Genomic DNA, 25120 nt, shown 5'->3' on the forward strand with positions numbered 1-25120 from the left:
ATTTCTTAACTCTTGGTTTACCATTGTTAGTTAAAATGAAACCAGGAGGGGAAATCATGAAAAAACAAACGATAATTTTATGTTTAGCTTGTTTAACGATTATTTCTATTTTATTTTTTATTTTTTGGGGTGAGGGTATTCGCGCTACGCCAAAGATTGAAGCAACTAGTGCCTTGGTTATTAATACGAAAAGCGAGGAGCCCATTTTCAAACAGGGAGAAAATGAAGTGGTTCCTATTGCCAGTTTAGCGAAATTAATGACTGCATATTTAGTGCTCGAGGCCGTCCATAAAAAGACGATTTCATGGAGTGAAGTACTACCACTGAAGCGTCTAGATGATCCTCGCGCTGTGAGCTTATACGCACAAACAGGGACAAAAAATTATACGGTGCAAGATTTGTTTGCAGCGATGCTAATTATGTCGGCTAATGACGCCGCTGAGGCACTGGCTGAGCGCATAGATGGTACCGATTTTATAAAGAATATGAATGCAAAGGCTAAGGCGATCGGGATGTCTAGTGAGACGAAGTATGGAAGTGCTAGTGGTTTGGACGAAGCTGGTGAGACATCGGTATCCACGGCCAAGGATCTGTTGATTTTATCGAAGAGGTTGATACAGGATTTTCCAGAAGTGCTCGGTATTACTTCACAAACAGAATACGTTTTACAAAAAGGGGGTACAATACATACGACGAACGAAGTTCTGGAAAAAGGCTCGGTAGATGGAATGGACGGTCTTAAAACTGGTTTTACCGATCAGGCAGGCTATTGCCTCATTGCCACAGCCATACAAAATGGTGAACGAGTTATTGCGATTACACTTGGAAGTAAAACAGACGGCGCGCGCGCAAAAGCAGTCGAAAAATTGATGGATTACGGTTTTTCAAAATAAATATTGACTGAATCTTGACAAATCCGACTAAAAACATGTAATATTAATAAACACAAGACGTAAGCGCGGTTTGCGTCGGAAAATTAATCTTATCAAGAGTGGTGGAGGGATATGCCCAAAGAAACCCAGCAACCTAAGTGGACGAAAAGCCCATTGCAAGGTGCTAAATCATACAGAGCGTAAAGCTTTGAGAGATGAGAGAAAAGCGTAAATTATGCATGTAATTACACCTTTCTTCGCTCAATTTGGCGGGGGGAGGTTTTTTGATTAAGAAAAATAAATAAGGGTGGAGTTTACTTTGATTAGGCTTAAAAGCGTTGCAAAAGAGTATAAAACACGCAAAAATAATGTCAGAGCTGTAGATGATGTCAATTTAGATATTGCAGAAGGCGAGATTTTTGGCGTGGTAGGGTATTCAGGTGCTGGAAAGAGTACGCTGATTCGGATGTTTAATGGTTTGGAGTTGCCAACAGAAGGTACCGTCGAAGTCGATGATTTATTTATTTCAGAAATTAGAGGAAGTAAATTGCGTAAGGCGCGCCAGCAGATTGGAATGATTTTTCAACATTTTAACTTACTTTGGTCGCGAACCGTCTTTGATAACATTGCTTTCCCGCTAGAAATAGCTGGAGTTAGAGGGGAGAAAAGACGCTTTCGAGTGAACGAATTAATCCGCCTTGTTGGTTTAGAGGGCAAGGAAGATGCGTATCCGTCGGAATTAAGTGGCGGTCAGAAGCAACGTGTCGGGATTGCTCGGGCGCTTGCCAATAATCCGAAATTACTGCTGTGTGATGAGGCAACATCCGCGCTCGATCCGCAAACAACGGATGAAGTGTTAGAACTGTTGTTGGATATTAACCGTCGTTTGAACTTGACGATCATCGTGATTACTCATGAAATGCACGTTATTCGCAAAATCTGCAATCGGGTAGCGGTGATGGAAGCTGGTCGCGTAGTCGAACTCGGGGATGTGATTGAAGTGTTCCAACATCCGAAAGAGTCCGTGACACAGCGATTTGTGCGCCAAGTAACGGAATCAGACGAGACGGAAGAACTGATTCACATGCTGCTTAAAAATTACTCGGAAGGTAAACTGGTGAAGCTACTTTTTGTTGGTGGACAAGCGACACAGCCGATTATTTCACAAGTAGCGCAAGACAATCAGGTGTTACTGAATATTTTACATGGAAACCTGACGCAAACGCAAAATGGGGCGTACGGGACTTTATACATTCAAATTCAAGGTGAAAAATCGCAAGTGGATGCCACAATCACACGGTTACGCGAGCTTGAGATAGAAACGGAAGTGATTGAAGGATGAACAATTCTGGAGGGTATTTTGCAAACGTAGATTGGGATATGATGAAAGCAGCTACAGAGGAAACGCTTTACATGACGATCGTTTCACTGTTCGCCGTTTTCTTCCTAGGTTTAGCTTTGGGGCTAGTCTTATTCCTAACCAACCGCAAAAAGGATGCTGGTTCACGGACGGCGTATTGGATTACAGCCATTTTAGTCAACGTTTTCCGATCGATTCCATTCATTATCTTAATCGTGTTACTACTTCCAATGACGAAAACATTAGTTGGCACGATTATTGGACCCAAAGCGGCACTACCAGCCTTGATAATTTCAGCAGCTCCATTTTATGCGAGAATGGTCGAAATCGCGTTTCGTGAAGTAGACAAGGGCGTGATTGAGGCAGCCAAAGCAATGGGTGCCAACCTGTTCACGATTATTGGCAAGGTTTTAATACCAGAAGCATTACCAGCAATTATTTCAGGGATTACCGTGACTGGGATATCACTTGTCGGCTTCACTGCCATGGCGGGTGTTATCGGTGCAGGCGGACTCGGAAACGCGGCTTATTTAGAAGGTTTCCAACGAGCTCAACCAGCAGTCACATTAGTAGCAACTATTATTATTTTAATCATAGTATTTGTTTTCCAATTCATTGGAGACATCTTAACCAAATGGGTCGACAAACGATAAGAAAAGGGGCGTTAACGGATGAAAAAAGTTTTATTAGGATTATTTACACTGACATTAGTACTAGTTTTAGCAGCTTGTGGCGGAGGTTCGAAAGATGACGCAAGTGGAGACAAAGGAACGACGCTCGTAATCGGTGCTTCTAACTCACCGCATGCCGTTATTTTGGAGAAAGCGAAACCGATTTTAGCAAAAAAAGGCATCAACTTAGATATTAAAAAATATACCGATTACGTAATGCCAAATGTAGCGTTGGACGAGGGCGACTTAGATGCGAACTATTTCCAAACGATTCCTTATATGGATCTAGAAATGAAGGAAAAAGGTTATAAGTTCGTCAACATGGGTGGCATTCATATTGAACCAATGGGCCTATATTCTAAGAAAATCGATTCATTAGATGCTTTGCCAAAAAATGCGTTAGTTATCATGTCCAACAGTAAATCTGATTGGCCGCGTGTACTAGGAATTCTTGCAGATGGTGGCGTTATTAAATTAAAAGAAGGCGTGAAGCGTCAAGATGTTACGTTTGATGATATCGTGGAAAATCCAAAAAACATTAAGTTCAAATACGATGTGGATGCTGGGTATTTGATGACAGCATACAACAATAAAGAAGGCGATGTTGTCGCGATCAACTCTAATTTTGTGGTGGATCAAGGCATGAATCCTAAGAAAGATGCGATTGCAATTGAGAAAACAGATTCTCCTTATGTAAACATTATTGCAGCACAAGAGAAAAATAAAGATAACAAAGATATTAAAGAATTAGTAAAAGTGTTGCAATCAAAAGAGATTCAGGACTTTATCACGAAAGAGTGGAAGGGCGCAGTTGTCCCTGTCTCCAACTAAATGAAAGAACGGATACACATTAAAAAATAAAGCCGAAGCGTACCTTACCACGTAGGATGGGGAGGTACGCTTCGGCTTTAAATCGAGCGTTTGTTACCAATTTATTTAGTCTTTCGTTGTTCGCGGATGATGTCGGTGATGAGCTTGTCGAGCTCTTTTTTTGTGATGATTTGGGTTGGATCTGGTGGTGTGGGGATCTGTTCGTAATGTAGTAGCTCCATTGTGAAGTCGAAGTTTAGTTTTTGTTTTTTAGAGGTGTCTTCGTAGTTTACGGACATCGCTAGCTTTCGGACACCTTTGTCAGCGTCGGGATGCATGGTTATGGTCATACCTAATTTAATATCGGCATTTGTGATAAGCTCTTTTAGTGTTTCTTGGGCTTTTTTGTCGGTGGTTAACCATGTTTTCTTGGCTTCGGTTTCGGTCAATCCAGAGACTTCTGCATATAAGGCGATGAAATCTTTGTTGGTTTGAAATCCTTCCAACCAAGCGTTACTCAGTTCGGCCAGCTCTTTTTTATCTAAAGTGAGTGTGATATTGCGATCTTGGGTTTTGTAATGGCTTTTGTCCAGGCTATTGATTTTTTTATACAAGGCGAAAGCTGTTTTTTGTTCAATGGCACGCAATTGACTGGACTGTTCATCTACGGTTTTTTCATCGATGACCCGGTTGGTGATGTTTTGTAGTGCTTGCAGGACGTCTAGGTGCCTGTTCTTTAGATCTTTATTGTCTGCTAGTACTCTGGAAAACACGGAGTCTGTCGCTAGATCTAGGGTGTTTGTGACGGTGTTTGGTGTTTGGTAAAGATCGGCGACGGGAACGTAAATTTTGCCCGTATTGCCATTTTCAAAAGAGTGAGCGGTTATGTCCATTGTTGGTACGCCTCCGACATGAAGGCCGTAAGTATTATAGGTTAAGTCACGCGTAAGGTCACGCGATGTTTTCATAGTTAAACTGCTTTTGGCTAATGCGTCTGGATTGAGGAAAGCTAGCGTATCAAATCCGGCCATTGTTATGGGTTTCAATGTGTATACAGCGGTATATTGTTTATTTTTAGCCATGCCTCGAAAGGACGACATGAATTCGGATTTCGGTGAGCTACATGCGGCTAAGATAATCGTAACTGATAGGATGATAACTGCGAGCGCTGCGATGGCTTTCTTCATAAAAACTCCTCCAAATGTTTCAAAAATATTACACAAATATAACGATACCATATCATGATACAATCTTCAATCTCTTATTTTCTAAACGCCTGTACAAAAAATCGTTTTGGATGTTTTCGATCGTAGATTTTGGTACACTTAGAGGGTATGCGAAGGGGCTGTTTTCTCAAGTACAATTTCATGAGTGATAATAAGAAAAAAACATCGAGAAGTTAGGGTATGCCACAAAATAAGGCGCTTTTTGAAATAAAGTATTTCGGATAGTTGTAATTAGATTAGAATTATACTAAACTAGAACCATACGTACTGAAAATAATGCGAAAAAATTAGGAGGTAATTTTTAATGTCAACGTTGAAAATTCAAGATTTACATGTTGAAATAGAAGGCAAAGAGATTTTAAAAGGGGTTAACCTAGAAATTTCTACAGGGGAAATCCACGCTATAATGGGACCTAACGGAACTGGTAAATCGACGCTATCCTCAGCAATTATGGGGCATCCTAAATATGAAGTAACGCAAGGGACAATCGAGCTTGATGGGGAAGATGTTCTAGAAATGGAAGTAGACGAACGCGCTCGTGCTGGTCTATTTTTAGCAATGCAATATCCAAGTGAAATTAGTGGGGTTACAAACGCCGAATTCATGCGTGCTGCGATCAATAGCCGTCGTGAAGAAGGTAAAGAAATTCCATTGATGCAATATATCCGCAAATTAGACGAAAAAATGGCTATTTTGGAAATGGACGAAGAAATGGCGGAACGTTATTTGAACGAAGGTTTTTCTGGCGGAGAGAAAAAACGCAATGAAATTCTACAATTACTGATGATTGAGCCGACGATTGCGATTCTAGATGAAATCGATTCAGGTCTGGATATCGATGCATTGAAAGTCGTTTCAAAAGGAATTAACGAAATGCGCGGGGAAGGTTTTGGCTGCTTGATTATTACCCATTACCAACGTCTGCTGAACTATATCGAGCCTGATTTTGTGCACGTTATGATGCAAGGAAAAGTCGTGAAAAGTGGCGGATCTGAACTTGCGAAGCGCTTAGAGGGCGAAGGTTATGACTGGATTAAGCAAGAGCTTGGTATCGAGTTTGACGAAGAAGAAGAAACCGTTGACCAAAAATAAGAGGGTGAGGGATAAATCATGACAGAAAATTTAGCTGTAAAAGATGATTTTATCCGTGCTTTTTCAGGCGATTTAGGCGAGCCTGGCTGGTTAACAGAGCTACGGATAAACGCATGGCAACAAGCTTCTGAATTAGCATTGCCGTTTGTAGATAAAACAAAGATTGATCGCTGGAATTTCACGAAGTTTGAGGCTTTTGCGGCTTTTCAAGCGGGTGTGACGAATGAGGCGTTACCTGAAAGTGTGCAAACGCTAATCAGTGAGGACGCAAATGTGTACGTCCAAATCGATAATCGCCCAGCGCGACTGCATTTAAATAAGGAATTAGCGGATGCTGGTGTTATTTTTACGGATATCATCACGGCTGCGAAGGAACATCCGGAATTGGTACAGAAATATTTCATGACCGAAGCGGTGAAAGTGGATGAAAGTCGTTTGACGGCCTTCCATACGGCGCTTGTGAACGGTGGATTGTTCTTATATGTACCGAAAAACGTGGAAGTAAAAGAGCCGATTCAAGCGGTTTTTGCACACGGAAACGCAGCTTCACCACTCGTAAACCATGTGTTATTGGTTGCGGATGATAATAGCGCGGTGACGTATGTGGAGAACTATGTGACGCTTGACGCGGAGAATAAAGGTATTGTGAACATTGTTGCTGAAGTGATTGCGGAGAATAACGCGCAAATTAAATTCGGTGCGGTGGACAACTTGGGAAGTGGCGCGACGACTTATGTTAGCCGCCGTGGACATGTTGGCAACGATAGCCGTGTGGAGTGGGCGCTTGGTTTGATGAACGATGGCGACACGATTAATGAAAATACGACGAACTTGATGGGCAATGGCTCTGTCAGCGATGTAAAAACCGTGACGGTTGGTCGTGGGAAGCAAACGCAAAACATTACGACACGTGTGACGCATTACGGCTTGGCTTCGCTAGGTACGATTTTGTCACATGGAGTTATGAAAGATAGCGCGACAACGATTTTCAATGGTATTGGGCATATTAAACATGGCGCGTCGAAATCGGATGCGCAACAAGAATCTCGCGTGTTAATGCTTAGTCCAAAAGCGCGTGGAGATGCGAATCCAATTCTTTTAATTGATGAAAATGATGTAGTAGCAGGGCACGCGGCGTCAGTTGGCCGTGTGGATCCGTTGCAACTTTTCTATCTAATGAGTCGCGGAATCTCGAAACAAGAAGCAGAACGTCTTGTTATTCATGGTTTCCTCGATCCAGTTGTGCGTCAACTACCAATCGAAAGCGTGAAACTTCAATTGAAGGAAGTTATCGAAGGGAAAGTGCGCTAATATGACGCTAACCCAAAAAATTCAGGCTGATTTTCCGATTTTAAAGCAAGAGATCAATGAAAAACCGCTTGCTTATCTGGATAATGCAGCTACTTCCCAAAAGCCGAAGCAGGTCTTGGATGCGGTAATGAAGTATTATGAGTGGGAAAACGCGAATGTTCACCGTGGTGTGCATACGTTGGCAGCTCGTGCGACGGATGCTTATGAAGGAAGTCGAGCCAAAGTTGCGCGCTTTATTGGTGCACGGGAGACGGCGGAAATTATTTTCACGCGCGGGACGACGACGGCGATTAATATGGTTGCAAACGGTTATGGTGACGCGAATTTACAAGCGGGAGATGAGATTGTGATTTCTCACTTGGAGCATCATAGTAACTTGATTCCGTGGCAGCAATTGGCGAAACGGACGGGCGCGACGCTTGTTTATATCGATTTGGATGCAGACGCAACGATTACACTTGCCAATGCCGAAAAAGTAATCAACGAAAAGACAAAGATTGTTGCGATTGCTCATGTTTCTAATGTGATTGGCTCGATTGCACCAGTTCGCGCGATTGCGGATTTGGCGCACTCGGTTGGTGCAATTATCGTTGTTGATGGCGCGCAAGCTGTGCCGCACATGAAGGTCGATGTTCTCGCGCTAGACGCTGATTTCTACGCTTTTTCGGGTCATAAAATGATGGCGCCGACGGGAATTGGTGCGCTTTATGGGAAACGGGAATTGCTTGATGCGATGAACCCGACTGAATTTGGTGGCGAAATGATCGATTTTGTAGAGTTACAGGATGCAACGTGGAAAGAACTACCGTGGAAAATGGAAGCAGGGACGCCAAATATTGCGGGAGCGATTGGTCTTGGCGCGGCGATTGACTATTTGGAAACGATCGGTTTTGACCTGATTCACAATCACGAAGAAGAATTGACCGCCTATGCAATGGCAGAAATGCAGAAGTTGGACGGGATTACAATATATGGTCCACTGGACGCGACGAAGCGTTGTGGACTGATTACGTTTAATTTAGAAGGAGCGCATCCCCATGATATCGCGACAGTGCTTGATGAAGAGGGCGTGGCAATCCGCGCTGGACATCATTGCGCACAGCCGCTCATGAAGTGGTTGGACACGTCCTCCACAGCCAGAGTAAGTTTTTACGTATATAATACCAAGCAGGAGGTCGACCAGTTTATCGCTGGCCTCAAGCTAACAAAGGAGTATTTCGGACTATGAGTGGTCGCAAATTAGATCAATTATATCGCCAAGTTATTATGGATCACTACAAAAATCCGCGTAACAACGGCACGCTCGACGACGAAAGTGTCACGATTGACCTGAATAACCCGACGTGTGGTGACGAAATTCATCTCCATCTTAAAGTGGAAAATGAAATCATCACTGCCGCCAAATTTACAGGTAGCGGATGTTCGATTTCGATGGCGAGCGCTTCGATGATGACCGAGAGCATTATCGGCAAATCAGAAAAAGAAGCCCTCAAAATGTCACGTGACTTTTCAGAAATGGTACAAGGTCATGAACACGATGTGATCGATGAGAACGGTGATGTGGAAGCATTATCCGGCGTTGCCAAATTCCCAGCTCGAATTAAATGTGCGACTCTTTCATGGAAAGCCATGGAGCGTGCGATTTTCGAATTTGAGGGAAAGAAATAATAAGTATAAAGGAGGATCTTGACTATGACTGAAATTCCAGAAATGGGCGAGTATAAATACGGTTTTCATGATAAAGATACATCCGTTTTCCGTAGTGAACGCGGCTTAACAGAAGATATCGTAAGAGAAATTTCAAGCATTAAAGAAGAACCTCAGTGGATGCTTGATTTCCGCTTGAAGTCTTTAGAACAATTTTATAAAATGCCGATGCCGCAATGGGGTGGCGACTTATCTGAACTGAAATTTGAGGATATTCGTTACTACGTGAAGCCATCGGATCACACGGTAAACGATTGGGACGAGGTTCCTGACGAAATTAAGCGTACCTTCGACAAACTTGGAATTCCAGAAGCAGAGCAGAAATATCTTGCCGGTGCTTCCGCGCAGTACGAATCCGAAGTAGTTTATCACAACCTGAAAAAAGATCTAGAAGACATCGGAATCGTTTTCAAAGACACAGATTCAGCGCTCAAAGAAAACGAAGACATTTTCCGCGAGTATTTTTCAAAAGTAATCCCGCCAACCGATAACAAATTCGCAGCGCTAAACTCCGCTGTATGGTCTGGTGGCTCGTTCATCTACGTTCCAAAAGGCGTGAAAGTGGATACACCGCTACAAGCCTATTTCCGCATTAACTCGGAGAATATGGGACAATTTGAGCGCACGCTGATTATCGTGGATGAAGGCGCGAGTGTAAACTACGTAGAAGGTTGTACAGCACCAGTTTATACGACTAACTCCCTTCACTCAGCCGTTGTTGAAATCATTGTTAAACGCGATGCATATTGCCGTTATACAACGATTCAAAACTGGGCAAATAACGTGTACAATCTAGTAACGAAACGTACTTTCTGTGATGAAAATGCGACAATGGAATGGATTGATGGAAACATCGGCTCGAAATTAACGATGAAATACCCGGCGGTTCATCTTCGCGGGGAAGGCGCACGTGGTATGACGCTCTCCATCGCGATTGCTGGTAAAGGCCAACGCCAAGATGCCGGAGCGAAAATGCTTCACTTGGCACCAAACACGTCGTCCACTATCGTCTCAAAATCCATCTCCAAACAAGGTGGTAACGTAACCTATCGTGGTATCGTTCACTTTGGCCGTAATTCAGCAGGATCTCGCTCGAATATCGAGTGTGACACGTTGATTATGGATAACGCATCGACATCTGATACAATTCCTTACAACGAAATCTTGAATAGCGACATTTCCCTAGAACACGAAGCGAAAGTTTCCAAAGTATCTGAGGAACAACTATTCTATCTGATGAGCCGTGGGGTAACAGAGGAAGAAGCAACAGAAATGATCGTAATGGGCTTCATTGAGCCATTTACAAAAGAATTACCAATGGAATATGCCGTCGAAATGAACCGTTTGATTAAGTTCGAAATGGAAGGCTCTATTGGGTAATACGCTAATAATCCTTTAAGATCAGGGTTTGTAATATGTTTAGAAGGAAGATAACTAAGTGGCATGTCACTTAGTTATCTTTTTGTGTAGGAGGTGAACTTTTTGGTTTGTCTCCTTCTATTTTCTGAGTAATACCAAAATAGGTATTGGCAAGTTGGTTAGTACTTTTATACCTAAATCACTTAGAAACCAATTTTACACTAGTTTCAGACTTTCGTCACTAAACTTAATATATATTACTAAAATTATGTGTGCTGTTAAATCTAATGACTGCTTATTGATAAGAGGAACTAATCAAATCATGGGCTGTAGACGGAGTTGAATAGTTCCTTGACACTATTGTTTATAGTAGTGAATGTTAGATAAGGCAATGATTTAAGCCGCATTATATATGTAATATTTCTTTAGTTTTTTATACCTATACCGGTGTGTGTTTTTTTCGGTATTTTTTTAAGTGCAAGCGCTAGTCCATATTGTTTATTAACTGCAAATGATTTTAAAAGTTGTAGACAGAACAATATATAAATGATATAATTCAGTTCTGGATCCAGCAAGTAATGTAGGTTTGGAAACTTACTATCCTTGTAAAAAGCAGAAATACCAAAAAAACATTATATTAAGGGGTTATCAACTTATGAAGAACAAAAAATATTTAAAACCAGCAGTAGCAATCGCATTAGCACTTTCTCTTGCAGCTTCACCAACTTATTTAGGTATGGCATCACCAGAAGCATCTGCAGCTACAAAACAAGTATCAGCACCAGTTATTAGCGGAGAGGTCTTTGCGGATAGTAGTATTCTTTCCGGTTCAACGACAGATAAATCTGCAGCTACTGTAATTGTTACTTTTTCAAACGGAAATCAACGAATTGTAGGAGTATCGAACGGGAAATTCTCAGTTAATTTACCAGCTGGCGTTCTTGTAGCTGGAGGTAAAATTTCTGTTAAAACAGCAAACAAGAATTATGAAGAAAGTCTTGCAACTGACGTAATCGTTAAAGCAGCTTCAAAAAGCCAACCAGTAACACCTGTTGTTCCATTAACACCTATTACTCCAGCAACGCCTGTTGTTCCAGTAACACCAGTTACTCCGGTAAAACCAGTAACTCCAGTAACACCTACTACTCAAGCTTCAGCGCCTCAAATAGTTGGAACAGTTAATACAAGTAGTACTATTCTTTCTGGTGTAACGACAGATAAATCTGCAGTTACTGTAATTGTTGCTTTTTCAAATGGAGACATGCGCATTGTAGGCGTGCAAAATGGGAGATTCTCAGTCAATTTACCAGCTAGCGTTCTTGTAGCTGGAGGTAAAATTTCTGTTAAAACAGCAAACAAGAATTACGAAGAAAGTCTTGCAACGGATATAATCATTCAAGCAGCTAAGTAATAACTCTCAAAAAATCAACCAGACCCAACACCAGCAGAATCTGTTGTACTAGCAGAACAAACTCTAGAGTTAAAAATACTTGGTATCACTCCCATGACGTGGAGCGATACCAAGTATTTTTTTATTATCTGGGACCACCATTTTTAGATCTCTTTACAAATTTTTAAATGAAGCTTAAAATGAAAGAACGAACATACGTTTTTTTGGAGGTGTTACCATGGAACCCAATTTGGAACAAAAATTAAAAACATTGCCTGAATTGCCAGGGTGTTATATATATCGTGACAAAAAAGAAGCCATCTTATACATCGGGAAATCCAAGAACTTAAAACACCGTGTGAAATCTTACTTTACTAAGACCCAAATTGGAAAAACAGCGCGCTTAGTTCACCATATCCATGATTTGGAACTTATTATTACTGATTCTGAACAAGAGGCTTTACTGTTAGAGATGACGCTCATTATGAAATATCAGCCGCCGTATAATGTGATGCTCAAAGATGAAATTCAGTATACATATCTTAAGATCACAAAAGAAGCAAACCCACATCTCGAGCTAACGAAAGAAATTAAAAAAGATGGTGCCCGTTATTTCGGTCCGTATGCTAGTAGTTATAAGGCTACGGAAACGCATGAATTGTTACAAAAAATCTATCCACTCTGTCATTGTGAAGGGAAGAGAGGCCGTCCTTGTTTTTACTACCAGATAGGTATGTGTCTTGGCCCTTGCGCACGAGAGGTCACTAAAGAAGAATACGAGGCTCAAATCCAGAAGATAGAGGCCTTTTTTTATGGCAGCGGATATAAAGATGTGAAACGCGAGCTAGAAAACCATTTGAAGCAGCAAGTAGACAATCTTGAATTTGAACGGGCGAAGGAAACACACGAACTTTTGAACGTTTTAGATCGGATAACAGACAAGGAAAAAGTGCTAACGCGGGATTTTGGTCATCGTGATGCCATTCATTTCGTAACACGCGATCAGTTTTGCGCTATTCAAATCAGCTTTTTACGGAACGGAGCGGTTGCTGGGAGAAATTCTAAAGTCTTGGAACTTGTAGGGGAAGAAAGTGAACTGGTGGAGAGTTTCCTGATGGCTTTTTATACGGACCCTAATCATTTGAGACCAAAAGAGTTACTTGTTCCTGAGCAACTGGATGCGAAATTATTGGCGAGTGCACTAGGTATAAAAGTAAGAGTACCACAGAAAGGTGAAAAAAAAGCATTGCTAGAGCGCATTCATGAAAATGCCAAAAGTGCACTAGATGCCCATTTTAAAATGATAGATTATGCAGAGGAAAAAGAAAACGGAGGCCCCAATTAGTCTGCTACAAATATGTTAGGCGTAAACAACAAAGAGAGTGCTTAAAAGGATGAGTTTCAACTGCGTGGATGATCAAAAAATGTTAAGTGAGGAAGAGGCGAAATAAAGATGCTAAGAAAATATTCAGAAAGCCTAGTTGATGATATCAAAAAGAAGCAAGAAGTAGTGCTGGTCGATGAAGTAGAAGTTTTGCTTAAGCATATACCTGATTGCGACATAAAAGGTGCCATGGATCCTCGTCTTTATAAAGAGATGAAGAAAATGGCTCTCTTGTCCACTTTCATTCCGAAAAGCATGTTCAAGATGGACTCGAGTCCGAAATCCTTGGTGAGATTAAGAAAAATATTTAACAGTGTGGATAGTTATCCAATGGTAGAAGAGGAAATTAGAACAACGAAATTCCTGATAAAGGCGAGCGGAAGCTATGATATGCCAATGTATTGTTTCAAATCAGAGGCCCCATTGGAGAACGCCCCAATACTTTATTTTATTCATGGAGGAGGTTTCTTTGCCGGCAGTGTGGATGTAGTTACCGAAGCGCTCAAATTATTTGTTGCGAACACGAATATGATTGCCTGCTCTATCGATTACCGCTTAGCACCTGAAAATCCGTATCCAGTAGGTCATGAGGATTGTTATACAGGGCTTAAATGGATACATGAAAATGCGGTTCGATTTGGTGGGGATCCAACTAATATTTTTGTAGCAGGTGATAGTGCAGGTGGGAATTTAACGCAGTATTGTACGAACAAATCGTTAGAAGACGGGAGCAATTTGGTTAGAGGCCAATTATTACTTTATCCAACGGTCAATATGGGTGGCGTAAAAGACGAACATGTTCATTTTAGTAAAGAAAAATTTGATATTTATTCTAAACATAGCAAGGTTATCAATATGTCGCTGGATATGTTTGATGACTTATCGGGTAGTTTAGGAGATTTTCTAGGAACAAAGGATTTGATGAATAAATATTTAACACCGTATTTGGAGGTTAGCTCAGATTTGCCACCAACATTCGTCACTGTAGGGGAACACGACTTTCTAAAAATTGAAACGTTGGCGTATGCGCGTAAATTGACACTTGCTGGGATTGACACAACAACAGTAGTATACAAAGGGCTTGGGCACGCTTATATTGATAAGGTGGGATATTACCCGCAAAGCGAGGATTGTGTACTAGAAATGATTGATTTTATAGGCAAGCATAGAAAATAATTCCTGCGTAAAATAGAAGTGTATCCGGACTTTTGGTTGGAACGATTGCAAAACATGATGTAGCTTGATAAACTAGTGGTATAATGGAAGAAACGGCGGTGTTTGTTAAAATGACTGGAAAAGTAACGTTATTTGTAACGAGGCATGGTAAGACAATGCTTAATACAACGGAGCGCGTGCAAGGATGGGCGGATTCGCCACTGACTGCGGAGGGGGTCCTAGTCGCAGAACAATTGGGACGCGGTTTAGCAGATACAACATTTGAAGCGCTTTACACGAGTGATCGTGGACGGACGCTTGAAACAGCAGATATTGTGATGCATCACGCAGATTTTCAGTTGCCGGTGAATCAGTTGAAGGGCTTACGCGAATTCGGCTTTGGTAAATTTGAAGGCGAATACAATCTTTTTATGTGGGAGACGGTGAGTAAGAGGCATGGTTTTCCGTCTGTGGAGGCATTTTTTGAGGTACATAAGCATGATGCGCCACGGGTGATGATTGATGCGGTAGCCGAAATGGATGAGACTGGTATGGCGGAGAATTGGGATGTTTTCACGGAGCGATTGCTTCAGTCGCTGGACTTGATCTGTGAAGAACATAGAGATGGGAATGTACTCGTGATTTGTCACGGTATGGTTATCAATATTTTGCTTTCACTACTGGCTCCAAACCGCGTGGATGGTCCCATTGAAAATGCGAGTGTCACTAAAATAAGTTATGCAAATGGGGAATACACTGTAGAGTCGGCGAATGACATGCAGTATGTTGCGCGTGGCATCGTTAAAAATTAGGATAAGGGATGAAGGACATGGAAGATGAACCGATCAAAAAAAGAACAACACTCTTAGGTATTTTGGCATTTTTACTAGGAATTCTATGTATCGTGATGATTTTTATAAAGCCAGTTGAGTTTGGATTTGTCACGTCGAGTAATTGGTTTATTGTGATTTTTGGTGTGGCGGTAGTGGCGATGATTTTTTCAATTTGGGGTATTGCAAGGGAGACAGAGCGCAATTTCTTACCGATTATTGGCTTTATTATTTCGATGGCCTATATCGTATTTTGGGTGATTTTCTTCTTGTTGATATTAATAGGTGTGATGTAAAAAAATGAGATGGAGGAATGAAAATTATGGCATTTGAAACAAGAAAACCGATTTCTACTTTTTTAACGTTTAGTGGGGAAGCAGAGGCGGCGATGGATTTCTACGTTGGGCTGTTCGGTGAAGATGCGAAGACGTTCGGCAAAACATATATCGGCGAAAGCGATCGTGGGGAAACCGGTAAGCTACTTAATGGTACGTTCGATATTCGTGGTCAATCATTTATGGTAATGGATATGGAGGCAGAGTATGCTACGCCGTTTTCGTGGGCAACTTCGATTTTAGTGCAGTGTGAAGAGGAAGTAGAGTTTGATCGCCTGTTTGCGGCATTTTCCGATGGAGGTTCTGTGATGATGGGACCAATCGAGCTTCCACCGTTTAAAAAAGTAACATGGGTTACTGATAAGTTCGGCGTGACTTGGCAGTTGGTTTGGTAAAATAGGAAAAACGTTTGTGACGAAATAAAGCTAGAAAAGCCCTTCCCAGAGAAAATGGGGAGGGCTTTTCTAAAGTATTAACGTGATGCGGTTACTGTAAATGTGAGTGGTTCACATACGTTACCGTAGTCATCGACCATGGTGGCTGTTAACATGGTTCCAGATTTTAACAAAGCATCTAGTTTAACGTGAATGATCCCAGCAGAATCAGCAGAATATCGCTTTCCTAGTAGTGTCAGTCTAGAATAAGGCGTCGCAGTAAAGAGGATATCTGTACTACGATCGGTAACTTCTTGTACTAATTGCGGCCCTTTTGGTAATGCGGTAGTAGAAGGCTTAACATTGTAGACTGGACTATATAAAACCTGACTATACTCTGATGAAGTTACTCGTAGCATAACACTATCTCCAAGAGGGATAGGGGAGCCCAGTCTTATGTACCACTGACCATAGCCAAATGAGTATGCAGAACCAGATTCTTTTCCATTTACTAAAAGAGTTACAATAGAATGTGGCCGTACACTTCCAAATAGCATGTTTGCTCCAGTGGTGACTGCAGGATCTATCGTGTTTCCATTTGCTACGGTGTATACTTTCGTGGCACTGCTAACCCCTGTTGATGAGATGAACTTTGTAATAACATTATCACCTAACTCTAGATAATTCGGTAATTGAATATGAAAAACTCCGTCAGTATTGCTCGTATAGTTTTGTCCATTGACAACTAAAGTGGCATTTGGGGGGCCGATAAATGTGGCCTCTTTACTGGTATTTAGTAAGTTTCCAGCCAAGAATGGTACATCGATAGACGCGTTGCTGGTAGCAGTTACATTACTATTGTGTTCAGCTGCTTGAGCAATACCCGAATTACCAACAGTGAAGCTTCCTAAAGTTAATCCTATTCCGGCGGCGACCAGAATGGTATTTTTTTTTATTGTTTTCATTTTGTTCTCTCCTTTTCTTTTTGATAGTACAAGTATACCATCTATTTGTTTGTTAAAAAGTTACATAAAAAAGAATTTTTATGCAAAAAAATAAAAAAAGAGAACGCTTTCTTTTAGAGGGTAGTTGCGATTGAGGAAGGCTACTATAAAAAAGCCTCCGTATCAAATAGAAGGCTCATTTGATATGGAGGAAAAATTTAATATACAATGACCTAACAGTTATAAAGAAATCACACGTGGATTTTTCCCAGTGAAGCCTTGTTCTAATATCGTCATATTTGTAAGTGTTTCGTTGTCGCTTACTAATTTTTGCGTACTGTTTAAAATGGCATCATGCAACTGATCATAAAGACGGCCATAATCACCAAGTGGTGTAGGTACGGTTTCTTGCACGGTTTCGTTATTTTCATTGACATAAACAAGCGTACCATAATGGCTCTCAGGATCAATACCGAAATTCGCATCACCAGGCATTACACCAGCTTTTAGGCATGTTTCCTGCTGGTCGATACCATATTTCACGAAGCTGCCTTTTGTACCGTGAAGGATGAACTTCGGATATGGAATATTCACCAAATGGCTTGTCTTCACAATTACCTTATGCTTTGGATAGAAGAATTGTACTTCAAATGTGTCATCAGGATTATTCGGATTGCGAACAGAACGAATGTCGTAACTAACTTCTTCAGGGCGACCGAACAAATCAATAATTTGATCCATCATGTGAACGCCAAGTCCATAAAAAGCTCCGTCGTAATATTCCCCATCAGAATCTGGCGCCTCCGGACGATAATAATCCATATGTGATTCCAGTTCTACAAGATCACCTATTTTCCCACTAGCCAAAACTTCCTTTACCGCCAAGAAATCACTATCGAAACGACGGTTTTGGTAAGCCATCGCAATTAAACCTTTTGATTTCGCCAGTTCAAAAAGTTCTTCCGCCTCTTCAGAAGTTGTGCAGAACGGTTTTTCAACGAGAACATTTTTGCCGTTTTGCAAAGCTTTTTTCGCTAGTTCATAGTGTGTGCTTGCAGGCGTGCAGATGCTGACGAGTTGAATTTCTATGTCTTGCAAAAGCTCATCAAGCTGATCAGTAAATTGAATGCCATACTTCGCGTAATCCGCTTCCAGCTCTGGCTTGCGTCTGTGATTGTAAATCGTTTTAATTCGAATATGATCGCGAATCAGTGTATACGGCATGTGATATCGCGTCGTACTTTTTCCAAAACCAATATAACCCATTGTAAGAACCATCTTATTTCCTCCTTAAAAGAGGCTCCGAACGTATTGCCTGCGTGAGGAGCCTCTTCGTTTTATTCGTTAATGAATTTCACACAAACCGGTTCAGGTACGTGGATGTCTTTTTGTAGTAGAGTAAGTGCGCCAGTTTCTTTATTGACGCCAAATACCGTTACATTGTTCGTGTTTTCGTTGGATACCAATAAAATTTCGCCAGTTGGATCAAGGTCGAAGTCACGAGGGCCGACGCCTTCAACCGGAGTAGTAGCCACCAAGCTCAGTTTACCTTCCGCATCAATTGCAAAAGTAACAACTGCATCTTGTCCGCGGTTCGAAACGTAAAGGAAGCGACCGTCGTTCGAGATATGAATGGCACTACCTTTGTTTTCAGCAGTGAAATCAGCCGGTAGAGAGGCGATGTTTTGGATTTCAGTCAAAGCGCCAGTTTGTTCATCGTAGGAAGCAACGACAACGTCCGCAGCCATTTCTGTCATGATGTAAGCAATTTTTGCATTTGGATGGAAGACTAGGTTACGAGGACCACTGCCACCTTTGACTTTCAAATCGCTCACTTTTTCAAGGATGCCGTCTTTTAGGGCGTAAGTAGTGACATAATCTGTTCCAAGATCACACGTGATGACAAATTTCTCATCTGGCGTGAAACCAGCGAAATGGGCATGGGCTTTTTCTTGGCGGTCAGGATTAGGCCCTGTACCAATGTGTTGTACTTCGGAGCTTGGAGCTTTTAGCGCGCCATTTTTTTCGGTTGGATAGGTAACAATGGTTCCTAAGTGATAGTTCGCGGAAACGACATAAGCGCCGTTTTTCGAAGCATCCACGTAGCAAGGAGGATTTCCGGCTTTTACTTCTTGATTTAAGTAATCTAAAGAGCCGTCTTCTTTAATAGCAAAAGCAGCAACACCACCATTTTCGCCATCTTTTGCTACAGAATAAAGATATTTTTGATCATCCGTAAGTTTCAAGTAAGTCGGATTGTCCATCTTCCCAGCAAGCTTATTCTGCGTGATTTCACCTGTCTTCTTATCAATATGAAGGCGATAAATTCCTTCACTTTCTACTTTGGTGTATGTACCAATGTAGGCAATTGCTTCTTTGTTAGCCATTAATCATTTCCTCCTTTAAGCTTTCTTTTCTATTCCATTATAGCATAGCTGGAGAAAAGTATAGGCTTATAAAATTATGTTACAATTTTGTTACGAAAAAAAGGTCTCAACCTGTTTAACTTGGCGTGTAGAGCACAAAATTTGAATGAAAACCTTTTATAAGTCTCTTTTTCTGTAATAATTCTATGAAAACGAGAAATAAAAGAAATGTAAATGTAATGTAAGGGTTGACTTTGTAATAATGCGGGTGTAATATAAGGATATCGAAAGGGCGCCCCTTAGAAAATAAGTAAAACTGCAGCTATCCTAGCACCTATAATTTAAATTTGAAGGAGAGATTACGATGAACAACGTAATTAGTAAAAAAACAACTAAATTGGTAGCAGCAACAGGATTGGCATTAACACTTGCATTCACAACAGTAGCGGCAGGAGCAGGAGCATCCACAGTAGATGCAGCACAAACAACACACTATACAGCCAAACCACAGATGGTAACGGCAAAATCAGCAGTGAAAGTACGGGCTAGTGAAAGCACTGGATCAAAAGTACTCGGTACACTTAAAAAAGGCGAGAAAGTATATTTCATAAAAGACGATTATGGTTGGAGTAAAGTTACTTATAAAGGAAAAACAGGATATGTAGGGACTCGCTACCTAAACATACCGGGCAAACAAGTTAATTCAGTAAAAGCAGCCCCCACTAAAAAAGCAGTACAGCCAAAAGTTGTAACACCAGTAAAAAAAGCAACTACAAAAGCACCAGTCGTAGCAAAAGCTACAACAAAAACGGTGACAGCAAACACGGCGGTACACGTTCGTGCGGATCAAAGCAGAACATCTAAGATCCTCGGCACACTTAAAAAAGGTGAAAAAGTAACTTTTGTACAAGAAAACAAAGGTTGGAGCAAAGTGATCTACAAAGGTAAAACTGGTTATGTAGTGACAGAATTCTTGAACGTGAAATGAATTTCGTTGCAACAAGAGTGAAATGTTACACTATTTTTCAGGCATGATTATTAAGTGTAGCTAGTAACTCATCACATAGATTTTTGCACAAACTCCCCCCATGAAGTGAAGAAGGAAATAGGGAAATTCTGAGACAAATGTTCTCTGACCTAAAGAATACACATCGAAAATCTAAATAAGATTTTTGATGTGTATTTTTCCATTTAGGTACGCGAGGCGTGCCAGCTTCCGCATATTATTAGCCATGAAACTTCGGTCGCTACCCCTCGTAAACGAAAACGAGTGAATCCCAAAAAGAGCCTTGGCATGCCCCAAAAATGGTTCTACATCTATCTTCCGCTACAGCTAGATAGATAAAGTCTTTTCAGATGTCAGGCTGCGTCCTGCTCGATTTTTCAGTTCTTCCAAAACTGGATTATAATAGATATTTCGATTTGGCTGTGGTACATTTTGTTCGCAAAGGATAAGCTGAGCAGTCTTCGCATTCATAGACTTTGAAATCACGAACATTTTGGGATCATAGCTTGGGTGGACTTCTACCGTTTGCCAACTTTGAATATATACTTCTGGAATCTCTTCTACTTGTTAATGAATGATGCGTGATACATGATTTTCAGGAATTATCGATTCTAAATCCATTGGAAGAATTAATTAGGCCGTGTTATAATTGATACATATTAATAGCACTCTTTTGTTGGGTTTTGGTTGGTATATTAATTTTAACAAAGCGTGCTATTTTTGTGTACTTATTTCTATACATATGAAAAATGCTAGGACACTTGAGTATCCTCAGATATTCTTATGCCCTAGCTTCGTCCTATTTTGTTTAGCAGAAGGAGAGCTGTGAATTATTTCTTTGGATTGGCTAGGTGTAGGTTCAAGCGTATATGAAGTTGTGTACTTACTTTTATGGGGGTGTTGTGATGAATCATTTCTTTTTACAGTTGATCGCAGAAAAAAAGGTTAGGCGACAAATCAGGGTAGTGCAGAAAATTTACGATGCTAAATTTCCTCTTACGGTGGATGAGATTGCAGAGGATTTGGATATTTCCAAAAGAACATTATCTAGAGACATAAAGGATATCGAGCACTCGTTTCCGGAACAAGAAATATTAGAACTAAATACACTGTATGGGTATTCCATTAATCACTCGCATTACGTCGATGATCTGATTGTTAGAATTTCTGAGGAATCGCCATTGCTTCTTATTGTAAATGGTGTTTTTCAGGGAGAGTTCAAGAGTATCGATGAGTGGGCTGATGAATTATTTCTATCTACATCGACGTTACACAGATATTTAACATACCTGAAAAATCTATTAAAGGAATTTAAGCTTGAATTATCGTTAACACCGATAGCAATCCTTGGTGAGGAAGTGAATATTCGCCATTTCTTTTTTTACTTTTTTTACAATATGAATGATATTTCAACGATAAACCACCCAACAGAAGTTGAGTATGAGTTTCACATGAAATTATTAGCTGGATATGATGAAATCAGGAAAACGAGTAATTTTTCACAACACAGAAGAGGTTTGTATTGGATTATGGTAGTAAATACTCGCATTAAACAAGGTCACTTTATCAAAATAAATCCAGAACTTAAAAAAAAGCAAAAAAAAATGGAGACATATCAGGTATTAGCTCAGGTAGTAGAATCACTATTCCCGGTTTTTGTGGCAGATAGTGTGCCTGAAGATGAGCTGGTGTACATGGATTTGTTGACACTAGATATTTTTGTGTATTTAGGGGATAGAGTTATAAGTGGTTTTCATTCTAAAGAAGAAATGGATGCAGTCGATGATTTTCTAGCGAAGGCATTTCAAGTGATAGGTATTGATGCGATAGAAGCGTCTGATTTAAGGGTTTTCATTGCCTATTTTCGGAATCAAATTATATTGTCTAAGCTAACACCTTTATTTCAAAAAAATGTTTATGAGGTCAATCAACTCATAAAAGGTGGGCATAAGACGTTGTTTTACAAATGGGTAGATCTATTGCAAAATGATCCAATTATGCAAATTGCCAACGTGGAGTATATAGAGGATGTAGCAGTGAATTTGACGATTTTTACACATTGTATGACCTATAATAAGCGTTTCAAAGAACGTGAGCGCCACATTTTATTTACATTCGATGGTCCTAACGCCTATTTGAACTATTTGGCGACTTTGGTAGAGAAATTTAATATTAAAAATGTCCGAATCACACTTTTGACGAATGAGCACGTTACGAATGAGCTTATAAAAGAACGTCAGGTAGATGTTGTTGTGTGCAATTACAAAGATGATGATGTGGTATTGGACTGCGAAGTATATAAGTCCGAGCGGGTTCCAACAGAGAATGATTGGGAACAAATTCGTAACGTCATATTTCATATGGATGAATTTATTTAATAATAGAAGGAAGCTCTAGTGTCAGTAAAGTTGCTGATACTGGAGTTTTTTTGTTGGAAATAGAATGGCGGAGGTTGAAGCCAAATTTGATTTCTAATCAATTGTTAAAAATGGTTTAATAGAATTAACAACAAGAACAACTGACCACAAGAAAAAGACATAAAAAAATGTCAGATTTGTGACGGATATCAACCTTGTCATAGCAAGGAAAAAAAAACATATAAAAAAAAATAAAACATGAGTAGCACGGTATCATTCTGAAGCACTTATAAAAAAGACGTTTTGATTGGATTAGCGTATTAATAAAAATACAAAAACATAGTAGTATTAATTCTAGTCATTTAAGGAGATATTAATGGAGGTTTACAAATGGATTATTTAGCGATAAACAAGCTACTCATTCGGGATAAGACAATTTTACAAAGTATCATAAACTCCAATGATTTTCAGGATGACTTATTGGAAACGATAGTTATTCGAAAAGGAGATAGAATAATACAAGATAGGATTCAAGATATTTACATCATAGAGGAAGGCCATATAGCCAAAATATTTACTCATAATAAAAATATAGAAAAAAATATATGTCAAGCATTCTTGAGTGAAACAGACGTTATTTGGAGCAACCAATTTATTAGTGATAGTAAGGTGAGTTATGAGCCATTAAGCAAAGCTGTATTAAAGAAAATTAATGTAAATACTTTTTTTAACGTACTAGCAACACACCCATTTTTTACAGACGTCCTTATTGAGGTATTGAATCGAAATGAGGAGCTTGCTGAATTATATGCCAAGCAGTTTCAATACGAGTTGCAGGACAGAATCCTTTTGTTATTCGAACAGCTAGGAACACAAATAAGTCAGCAAAAGTTTATTTTGCCAAAAGGTTTGGATGCACATTATATCGCTGCTTATTGTGGTGTGAGTAGAGTTAGTGTTAATAGAGTATTGAGAGAACTAAAAGAAATTAAATTAATAGGAAAAAATAGTGAAGGTGTTTTAACATTCAGAAAATAATAAGGTGACCTAAATTAGAAATATGGGTTTATAAGTTCTCCCGCGCCCGCAAAAAACTTAAATGATCATATGGAGTGTCAGTCAAAGGGTATACAGTTAAAAAAACAAATTCAGAAGGAGAATGATTTTAAAAATGAAGAAGCAAAACAAAGTGATAAGTAAAGTATCGAAAGTAATGGTAGCAGGAACTATTGTGTTTTCTAGCTTAGGGGCAATCCCTTTTAATACGTTAGCGGCTGATGTAACAGGGACGCCAGTGGCAAATGCGCAAGTTACAATCCAGAATGGCGTAAAAGCAGAGTATACGCAAATTATTAAAACTAATCCATGGCAAGGTAACTTGGTTGGAACAGAATATGTAGCAAAAACATTTAGTGAGGATTTCGGTACGAACGAGCCTTTTCCAGGGGTAGGAAAAACGAATTATTCCGTTACGAAAACAGCTTTCGTTGTCATTCCAGTTTCTGGGCAATATAATTTCAAAACACAAGGAGATGACAGAACGTCCGTTAAAATCAATGGAGTGCAAAAGTTAGCAACTGGTGCGTATAATGCGACTGATGACAAGAATGTAGGCTATTTTCACGGTGGAGATGTCGTTGAAATTTCACAGACGATGGAAAACGATGGAAGTCTCGGCTTTATGGCCTTAAAATGGGGAATGCCAAACTTGATATTGGAAAATCCAGATGGGCAAAGAAACGATATTCCTCTTTCTAGTACGTTCCCAACAAGAGAACAAGCGGAACAAGCCGCAGCAAAAATGAAGGACCATGGTGTCTTGACAGAATATTTTGACGGCACCTCATCCAATGTTTTTAAAGGTCAAGAAATTGAGCCTGAAAGCTTCACAAAACATTATGGCTCGACGGAACCGTATCCAGGGGTAGGAACTACTGATTATACAGTGAAGAAGACAGGTTATATTTATATTTCTGAAACTGGTAATTACCGTTTTAATGGCGGTGGAGATGATTCCTATACGCTTGCTGTTGATGGGAAAGAATTGATTAAAAGCTTGAAGTATCCGAATTATGCAGAAACAGGGAGTATCTATCTGGAAAAAGGAGCGACCATCAAAATTGAGCAAACACTTGTTAATGAGGGACGCGAAGGCTATGCCTCATTGAGATGGACAACTCCTAGTCAACCAGCATATAGCGACGTTAAAGTAACAGATGTCTATGAGTCTAAAGAAAAAGCGGTGGCATCTAACGAAGGAACATCATTTGAAGATGCAAGCGCAGCAGTCAACAACTTATTCACGAATAAAGATCCAAATGGCGACATCAAAAGCACCTTAACGCAAGCTGAAATCGATGCCGCACAAGCCTTAGTCAACAAAGTAACGGACCCAACGAAAAAAGCAGCGTTACAAAACGATCTGAACAAAGCGCAAAGCCAACTAGACGCTAAAAACGCAGCATCGGCGACAGAAAAAGCAAACCAAGATGTAGCGAAAAAAGCAGTAGACGAACTATTCAACAACAACACGCCATCAAGTAATGCGATCAAACCAACAACAAATCAAG

Annotated in this window: 23 protein-coding genes and 1 riboswitch; of the genes, 19 read left to right on the top strand and 4 right to left on the bottom strand. The window is 40.3% G+C overall.

Going from position 1 to position 25120, the window contains the following annotated elements; all coding sequences use genetic code 11:
- Positions 1–56 precede the first annotated feature (56 nt).
- The 4 genes from HCJ54_RS14180 to HCJ54_RS14195 all read left to right on the top strand — a co-directional run bounded on the left by HCJ54_RS14180 (position 57) and on the right by HCJ54_RS14195 (position 3734).
- Positions 57–893 (top strand): D-alanyl-D-alanine carboxypeptidase family protein, encoded by an 837-nt coding sequence (locus tag HCJ54_RS14180; RefSeq protein WP_187138108.1) that lies wholly within the window; start codon positions 57–59, stop codon positions 891–893.
- Between the two features lie 86 nt (positions 894–979).
- A riboswitch (SAM riboswitch) is annotated at positions 980–1094 on the top strand.
- Between the two features lie 97 nt (positions 1095–1191).
- A complete protein-coding gene (locus HCJ54_RS14185; RefSeq protein ID WP_036065795.1) occupies positions 1192–2214 on the top strand; it encodes a methionine ABC transporter ATP-binding protein in 1023 nt (340 codons plus the stop codon).
- Positions 2211–2885 carry a methionine ABC transporter permease gene (locus HCJ54_RS14190; RefSeq protein ID WP_036065796.1) on the top strand — a complete coding sequence of 225 codons (675 nt, stop codon included), beginning with the start codon at positions 2211–2213 and terminating at the stop codon, positions 2883–2885. The genes HCJ54_RS14185 and HCJ54_RS14190 overlap by 4 nt, the downstream gene beginning before the upstream one ends.
- Before the next feature lie 18 nt (positions 2886–2903).
- Positions 2904–3734, top strand: a complete 831-nt coding sequence (locus HCJ54_RS14195) for a MetQ/NlpA family ABC transporter substrate-binding protein (RefSeq protein WP_036065797.1) — start codon at positions 2904–2906, stop codon at positions 3732–3734.
- Between the two features lie 101 nt (positions 3735–3835).
- Here the strand turns inward: HCJ54_RS14195 and HCJ54_RS14200 are convergent, their stop codons facing one another.
- Positions 3836–4900: an Lmo2079 family surface lipoprotein gene (locus HCJ54_RS14200; protein WP_187138109.1), complete on the bottom strand. Its 1065-nt coding sequence runs from the start codon at positions 4898–4900 to the stop codon at positions 3836–3838.
- 343 nt (positions 4901–5243) lie between these two features.
- Between HCJ54_RS14200 and sufC the strand changes: the two genes are divergently transcribed.
- The 11 genes from sufC (at position 5244) to HCJ54_RS14255 (ending at position 15898) form a co-directional block, all read left to right on the top strand.
- A complete protein-coding gene (sufC, locus tag HCJ54_RS14205; RefSeq protein WP_036065799.1) occupies positions 5244–6032 on the top strand; it encodes a Fe-S cluster assembly ATPase SufC in 789 nt (262 codons plus the stop codon).
- 18 nt (positions 6033–6050) lie between these two features.
- The gene (gene sufD / locus HCJ54_RS14210; protein ID WP_187138110.1) at positions 6051–7343 is read left to right on the top strand and encodes a Fe-S cluster assembly protein SufD; all 1293 of its coding nucleotides are present in this window, start codon (positions 6051–6053) and stop codon (positions 7341–7343) included.
- Position 7344: 1 nt separating this feature from the next.
- The gene (locus HCJ54_RS14215; protein WP_187138111.1) at positions 7345–8571 is read left to right on the top strand and encodes a cysteine desulfurase; all 1227 of its coding nucleotides are present in this window, start codon (positions 7345–7347) and stop codon (positions 8569–8571) included.
- The gene (sufU, locus tag HCJ54_RS14220; RefSeq protein ID WP_036065802.1) at positions 8568–9011 is read left to right on the top strand and encodes a Fe-S cluster assembly sulfur transfer protein SufU; all 444 of its coding nucleotides are present in this window, start codon (positions 8568–8570) and stop codon (positions 9009–9011) included. Before HCJ54_RS14215 ends, sufU begins: the two co-directional genes overlap by 4 nt.
- Positions 9012–9035: 24 nt before the next feature.
- Entirely contained in the window at positions 9036–10430 is a 1395-nt protein-coding gene (gene sufB, locus HCJ54_RS14225) for a Fe-S cluster assembly protein SufB (protein WP_036065803.1), read from the top strand.
- A 634-nt stretch (positions 10431–11064) separates the two neighbouring features.
- Positions 11065–11820: a hypothetical protein gene (locus HCJ54_RS14230; RefSeq protein WP_187138112.1), complete on the top strand. Its 756-nt coding sequence runs from the start codon at positions 11065–11067 to the stop codon at positions 11818–11820.
- Positions 11821–12037: 217 nt separating this feature from the next.
- Complete coding sequence (gene uvrC, locus HCJ54_RS14235; protein WP_187138113.1) at positions 12038–13144, top strand: excinuclease ABC subunit UvrC; 1107 nt, start codon at positions 12038–12040, stop codon at positions 13142–13144.
- A gap of 108 nt (positions 13145–13252) precedes the next feature.
- A complete protein-coding gene (locus tag HCJ54_RS14240) occupies positions 13253–14359 on the top strand; it encodes an alpha/beta hydrolase (protein ID WP_187138114.1) in 1107 nt (368 codons plus the stop codon).
- 110 nt (positions 14360–14469) lie between these two features.
- A complete protein-coding gene (locus HCJ54_RS14245; RefSeq protein ID WP_244966965.1) occupies positions 14470–15150 on the top strand; it encodes a histidine phosphatase family protein in 681 nt (226 codons plus the stop codon).
- Between the two features lie 17 nt (positions 15151–15167).
- Positions 15168–15464, top strand: coding sequence for a hypothetical protein (locus HCJ54_RS14250; RefSeq protein ID WP_187138116.1), 297 nt, complete (start codon positions 15168–15170; stop codon positions 15462–15464).
- A gap of 26 nt (positions 15465–15490) precedes the next feature.
- Positions 15491–15898: a VOC family protein gene (locus tag HCJ54_RS14255; protein WP_187138117.1), complete on the top strand. Its 408-nt coding sequence runs from the start codon at positions 15491–15493 to the stop codon at positions 15896–15898.
- A gap of 77 nt (positions 15899–15975) precedes the next feature.
- Here HCJ54_RS14255 and HCJ54_RS14260 read toward each other — a convergent pair whose 3' ends face one another.
- From HCJ54_RS14260 to HCJ54_RS14270, 3 genes are all read right to left on the bottom strand, one after another.
- Positions 15976–16842, bottom strand: coding sequence for a hypothetical protein (locus tag HCJ54_RS14260; protein WP_187138118.1), 867 nt, complete (start codon positions 16840–16842; stop codon positions 15976–15978).
- A gap of 219 nt (positions 16843–17061) precedes the next feature.
- The gene (locus tag HCJ54_RS14265) at positions 17062–18099 is read right to left on the bottom strand and encodes an oxidoreductase (RefSeq protein WP_187138119.1); all 1038 of its coding nucleotides are present in this window, start codon (positions 18097–18099) and stop codon (positions 17062–17064) included.
- Positions 18100–18158: 59 nt separating this feature from the next.
- A complete protein-coding gene (locus HCJ54_RS14270) occupies positions 18159–19208 on the bottom strand; it encodes a lactonase family protein (RefSeq protein ID WP_187138120.1) in 1050 nt (349 codons plus the stop codon).
- 343 nt (positions 19209–19551) lie between these two features.
- Here HCJ54_RS14270 and HCJ54_RS14275 point away from each other — a divergent pair, with 343 nt between their 5' ends.
- The 4 genes from HCJ54_RS14275 to HCJ54_RS14290 form a co-directional block, all read left to right on the top strand.
- A complete protein-coding gene (locus tag HCJ54_RS14275; protein ID WP_187138121.1) occupies positions 19552–20175 on the top strand; it encodes an SH3 domain-containing protein in 624 nt (207 codons plus the stop codon).
- 923 nt (positions 20176–21098) lie between these two features.
- Positions 21099–22571 (top strand): AcpB/EbpR/MafR family transcriptional regulator, encoded by a 1473-nt coding sequence (locus HCJ54_RS14280; protein WP_187138122.1) that lies wholly within the window; start codon positions 21099–21101, stop codon positions 22569–22571.
- Between the two features lie 369 nt (positions 22572–22940).
- A complete protein-coding gene (locus tag HCJ54_RS14285) occupies positions 22941–23588 on the top strand; it encodes a Crp/Fnr family transcriptional regulator (RefSeq protein WP_187138123.1) in 648 nt (215 codons plus the stop codon).
- Positions 23589–23721: 133 nt separating this feature from the next.
- Positions 23722–25120: PA14 domain-containing protein (locus HCJ54_RS14290; RefSeq protein ID WP_244966966.1), on the top strand; the 1399-nt coding region annotated here is incomplete at its 3' end.

Origin of the sequence: Listeria grandensis (genome assembly GCF_014322885.1) — a bacterium.
GTDB lineage: Bacteria > Bacillota > Bacilli > Lactobacillales > Listeriaceae > Listeria_A > Listeria_A grandensis.

Coding starts and splice junctions, on each gene's coding strand:
- HCJ54_RS14250 (WP_187138116.1), top strand. CDS start 15,168: ATGGAAGATGAACCGATCAAAAAAAGAACAACACTCTTAGGTATTTTG.
- HCJ54_RS14180 (WP_187138108.1), top strand. CDS start 57: ATGAAAAAACAAACGATAATTTTATGTTTAGCTTGTTTAACGATTATT.
- HCJ54_RS14275 (WP_187138121.1), top strand. CDS start 19,552: ATGAACAACGTAATTAGTAAAAAAACAACTAAATTGGTAGCAGCAACA.
- HCJ54_RS14270 (WP_187138120.1), bottom strand. CDS start 19,208: ATGGCTAACAAAGAAGCAATTGCCTACATTGGTACATACACCAAAGTA.
- HCJ54_RS14215 (WP_187138111.1), top strand. CDS start 7,345: ATGACGCTAACCCAAAAAATTCAGGCTGATTTTCCGATTTTAAAGCAA.
- HCJ54_RS14265 (WP_187138119.1), bottom strand. CDS start 18,099: ATGGTTCTTACAATGGGTTATATTGGTTTTGGAAAAAGTACGACGCGA.
- HCJ54_RS14200 (WP_187138109.1), bottom strand. CDS start 4,900: ATGAAGAAAGCCATCGCAGCGCTCGCAGTTATCATCCTATCAGTTACG.
- sufU (WP_036065802.1), top strand. CDS start 8,568: ATGAGTGGTCGCAAATTAGATCAATTATATCGCCAAGTTATTATGGAT.
- sufC (WP_036065799.1), top strand. CDS start 5,244: ATGTCAACGTTGAAAATTCAAGATTTACATGTTGAAATAGAAGGCAAA.
- uvrC (WP_187138113.1), top strand. CDS start 12,038: ATGGAACCCAATTTGGAACAAAAATTAAAAACATTGCCTGAATTGCCA.
- HCJ54_RS14260 (WP_187138118.1), bottom strand. CDS start 16,842: ATGAAAACAATAAAAAAAAATACCATTCTGGTCGCCGCCGGAATAGGA.
- HCJ54_RS14280 (WP_187138122.1), top strand. CDS start 21,099: ATGAATCATTTCTTTTTACAGTTGATCGCAGAAAAAAAGGTTAGGCGA.
- HCJ54_RS14285 (WP_187138123.1), top strand. CDS start 22,941: ATGGATTATTTAGCGATAAACAAGCTACTCATTCGGGATAAGACAATT.
- HCJ54_RS14240 (WP_187138114.1), top strand. CDS start 13,253: ATGCTAAGAAAATATTCAGAAAGCCTAGTTGATGATATCAAAAAGAAG.
- sufD (WP_187138110.1), top strand. CDS start 6,051: ATGACAGAAAATTTAGCTGTAAAAGATGATTTTATCCGTGCTTTTTCA.
- HCJ54_RS14230 (WP_187138112.1), top strand. CDS start 11,065: ATGAAGAACAAAAAATATTTAAAACCAGCAGTAGCAATCGCATTAGCA.
- HCJ54_RS14190 (WP_036065796.1), top strand. CDS start 2,211: ATGAACAATTCTGGAGGGTATTTTGCAAACGTAGATTGGGATATGATG.
- HCJ54_RS14195 (WP_036065797.1), top strand. CDS start 2,904: ATGAAAAAAGTTTTATTAGGATTATTTACACTGACATTAGTACTAGTT.
- HCJ54_RS14245 (WP_244966965.1), top strand. CDS start 14,470: ATGACTGGAAAAGTAACGTTATTTGTAACGAGGCATGGTAAGACAATG.
- HCJ54_RS14255 (WP_187138117.1), top strand. CDS start 15,491: ATGGCATTTGAAACAAGAAAACCGATTTCTACTTTTTTAACGTTTAGT.
- sufB (WP_036065803.1), top strand. CDS start 9,036: ATGACTGAAATTCCAGAAATGGGCGAGTATAAATACGGTTTTCATGAT.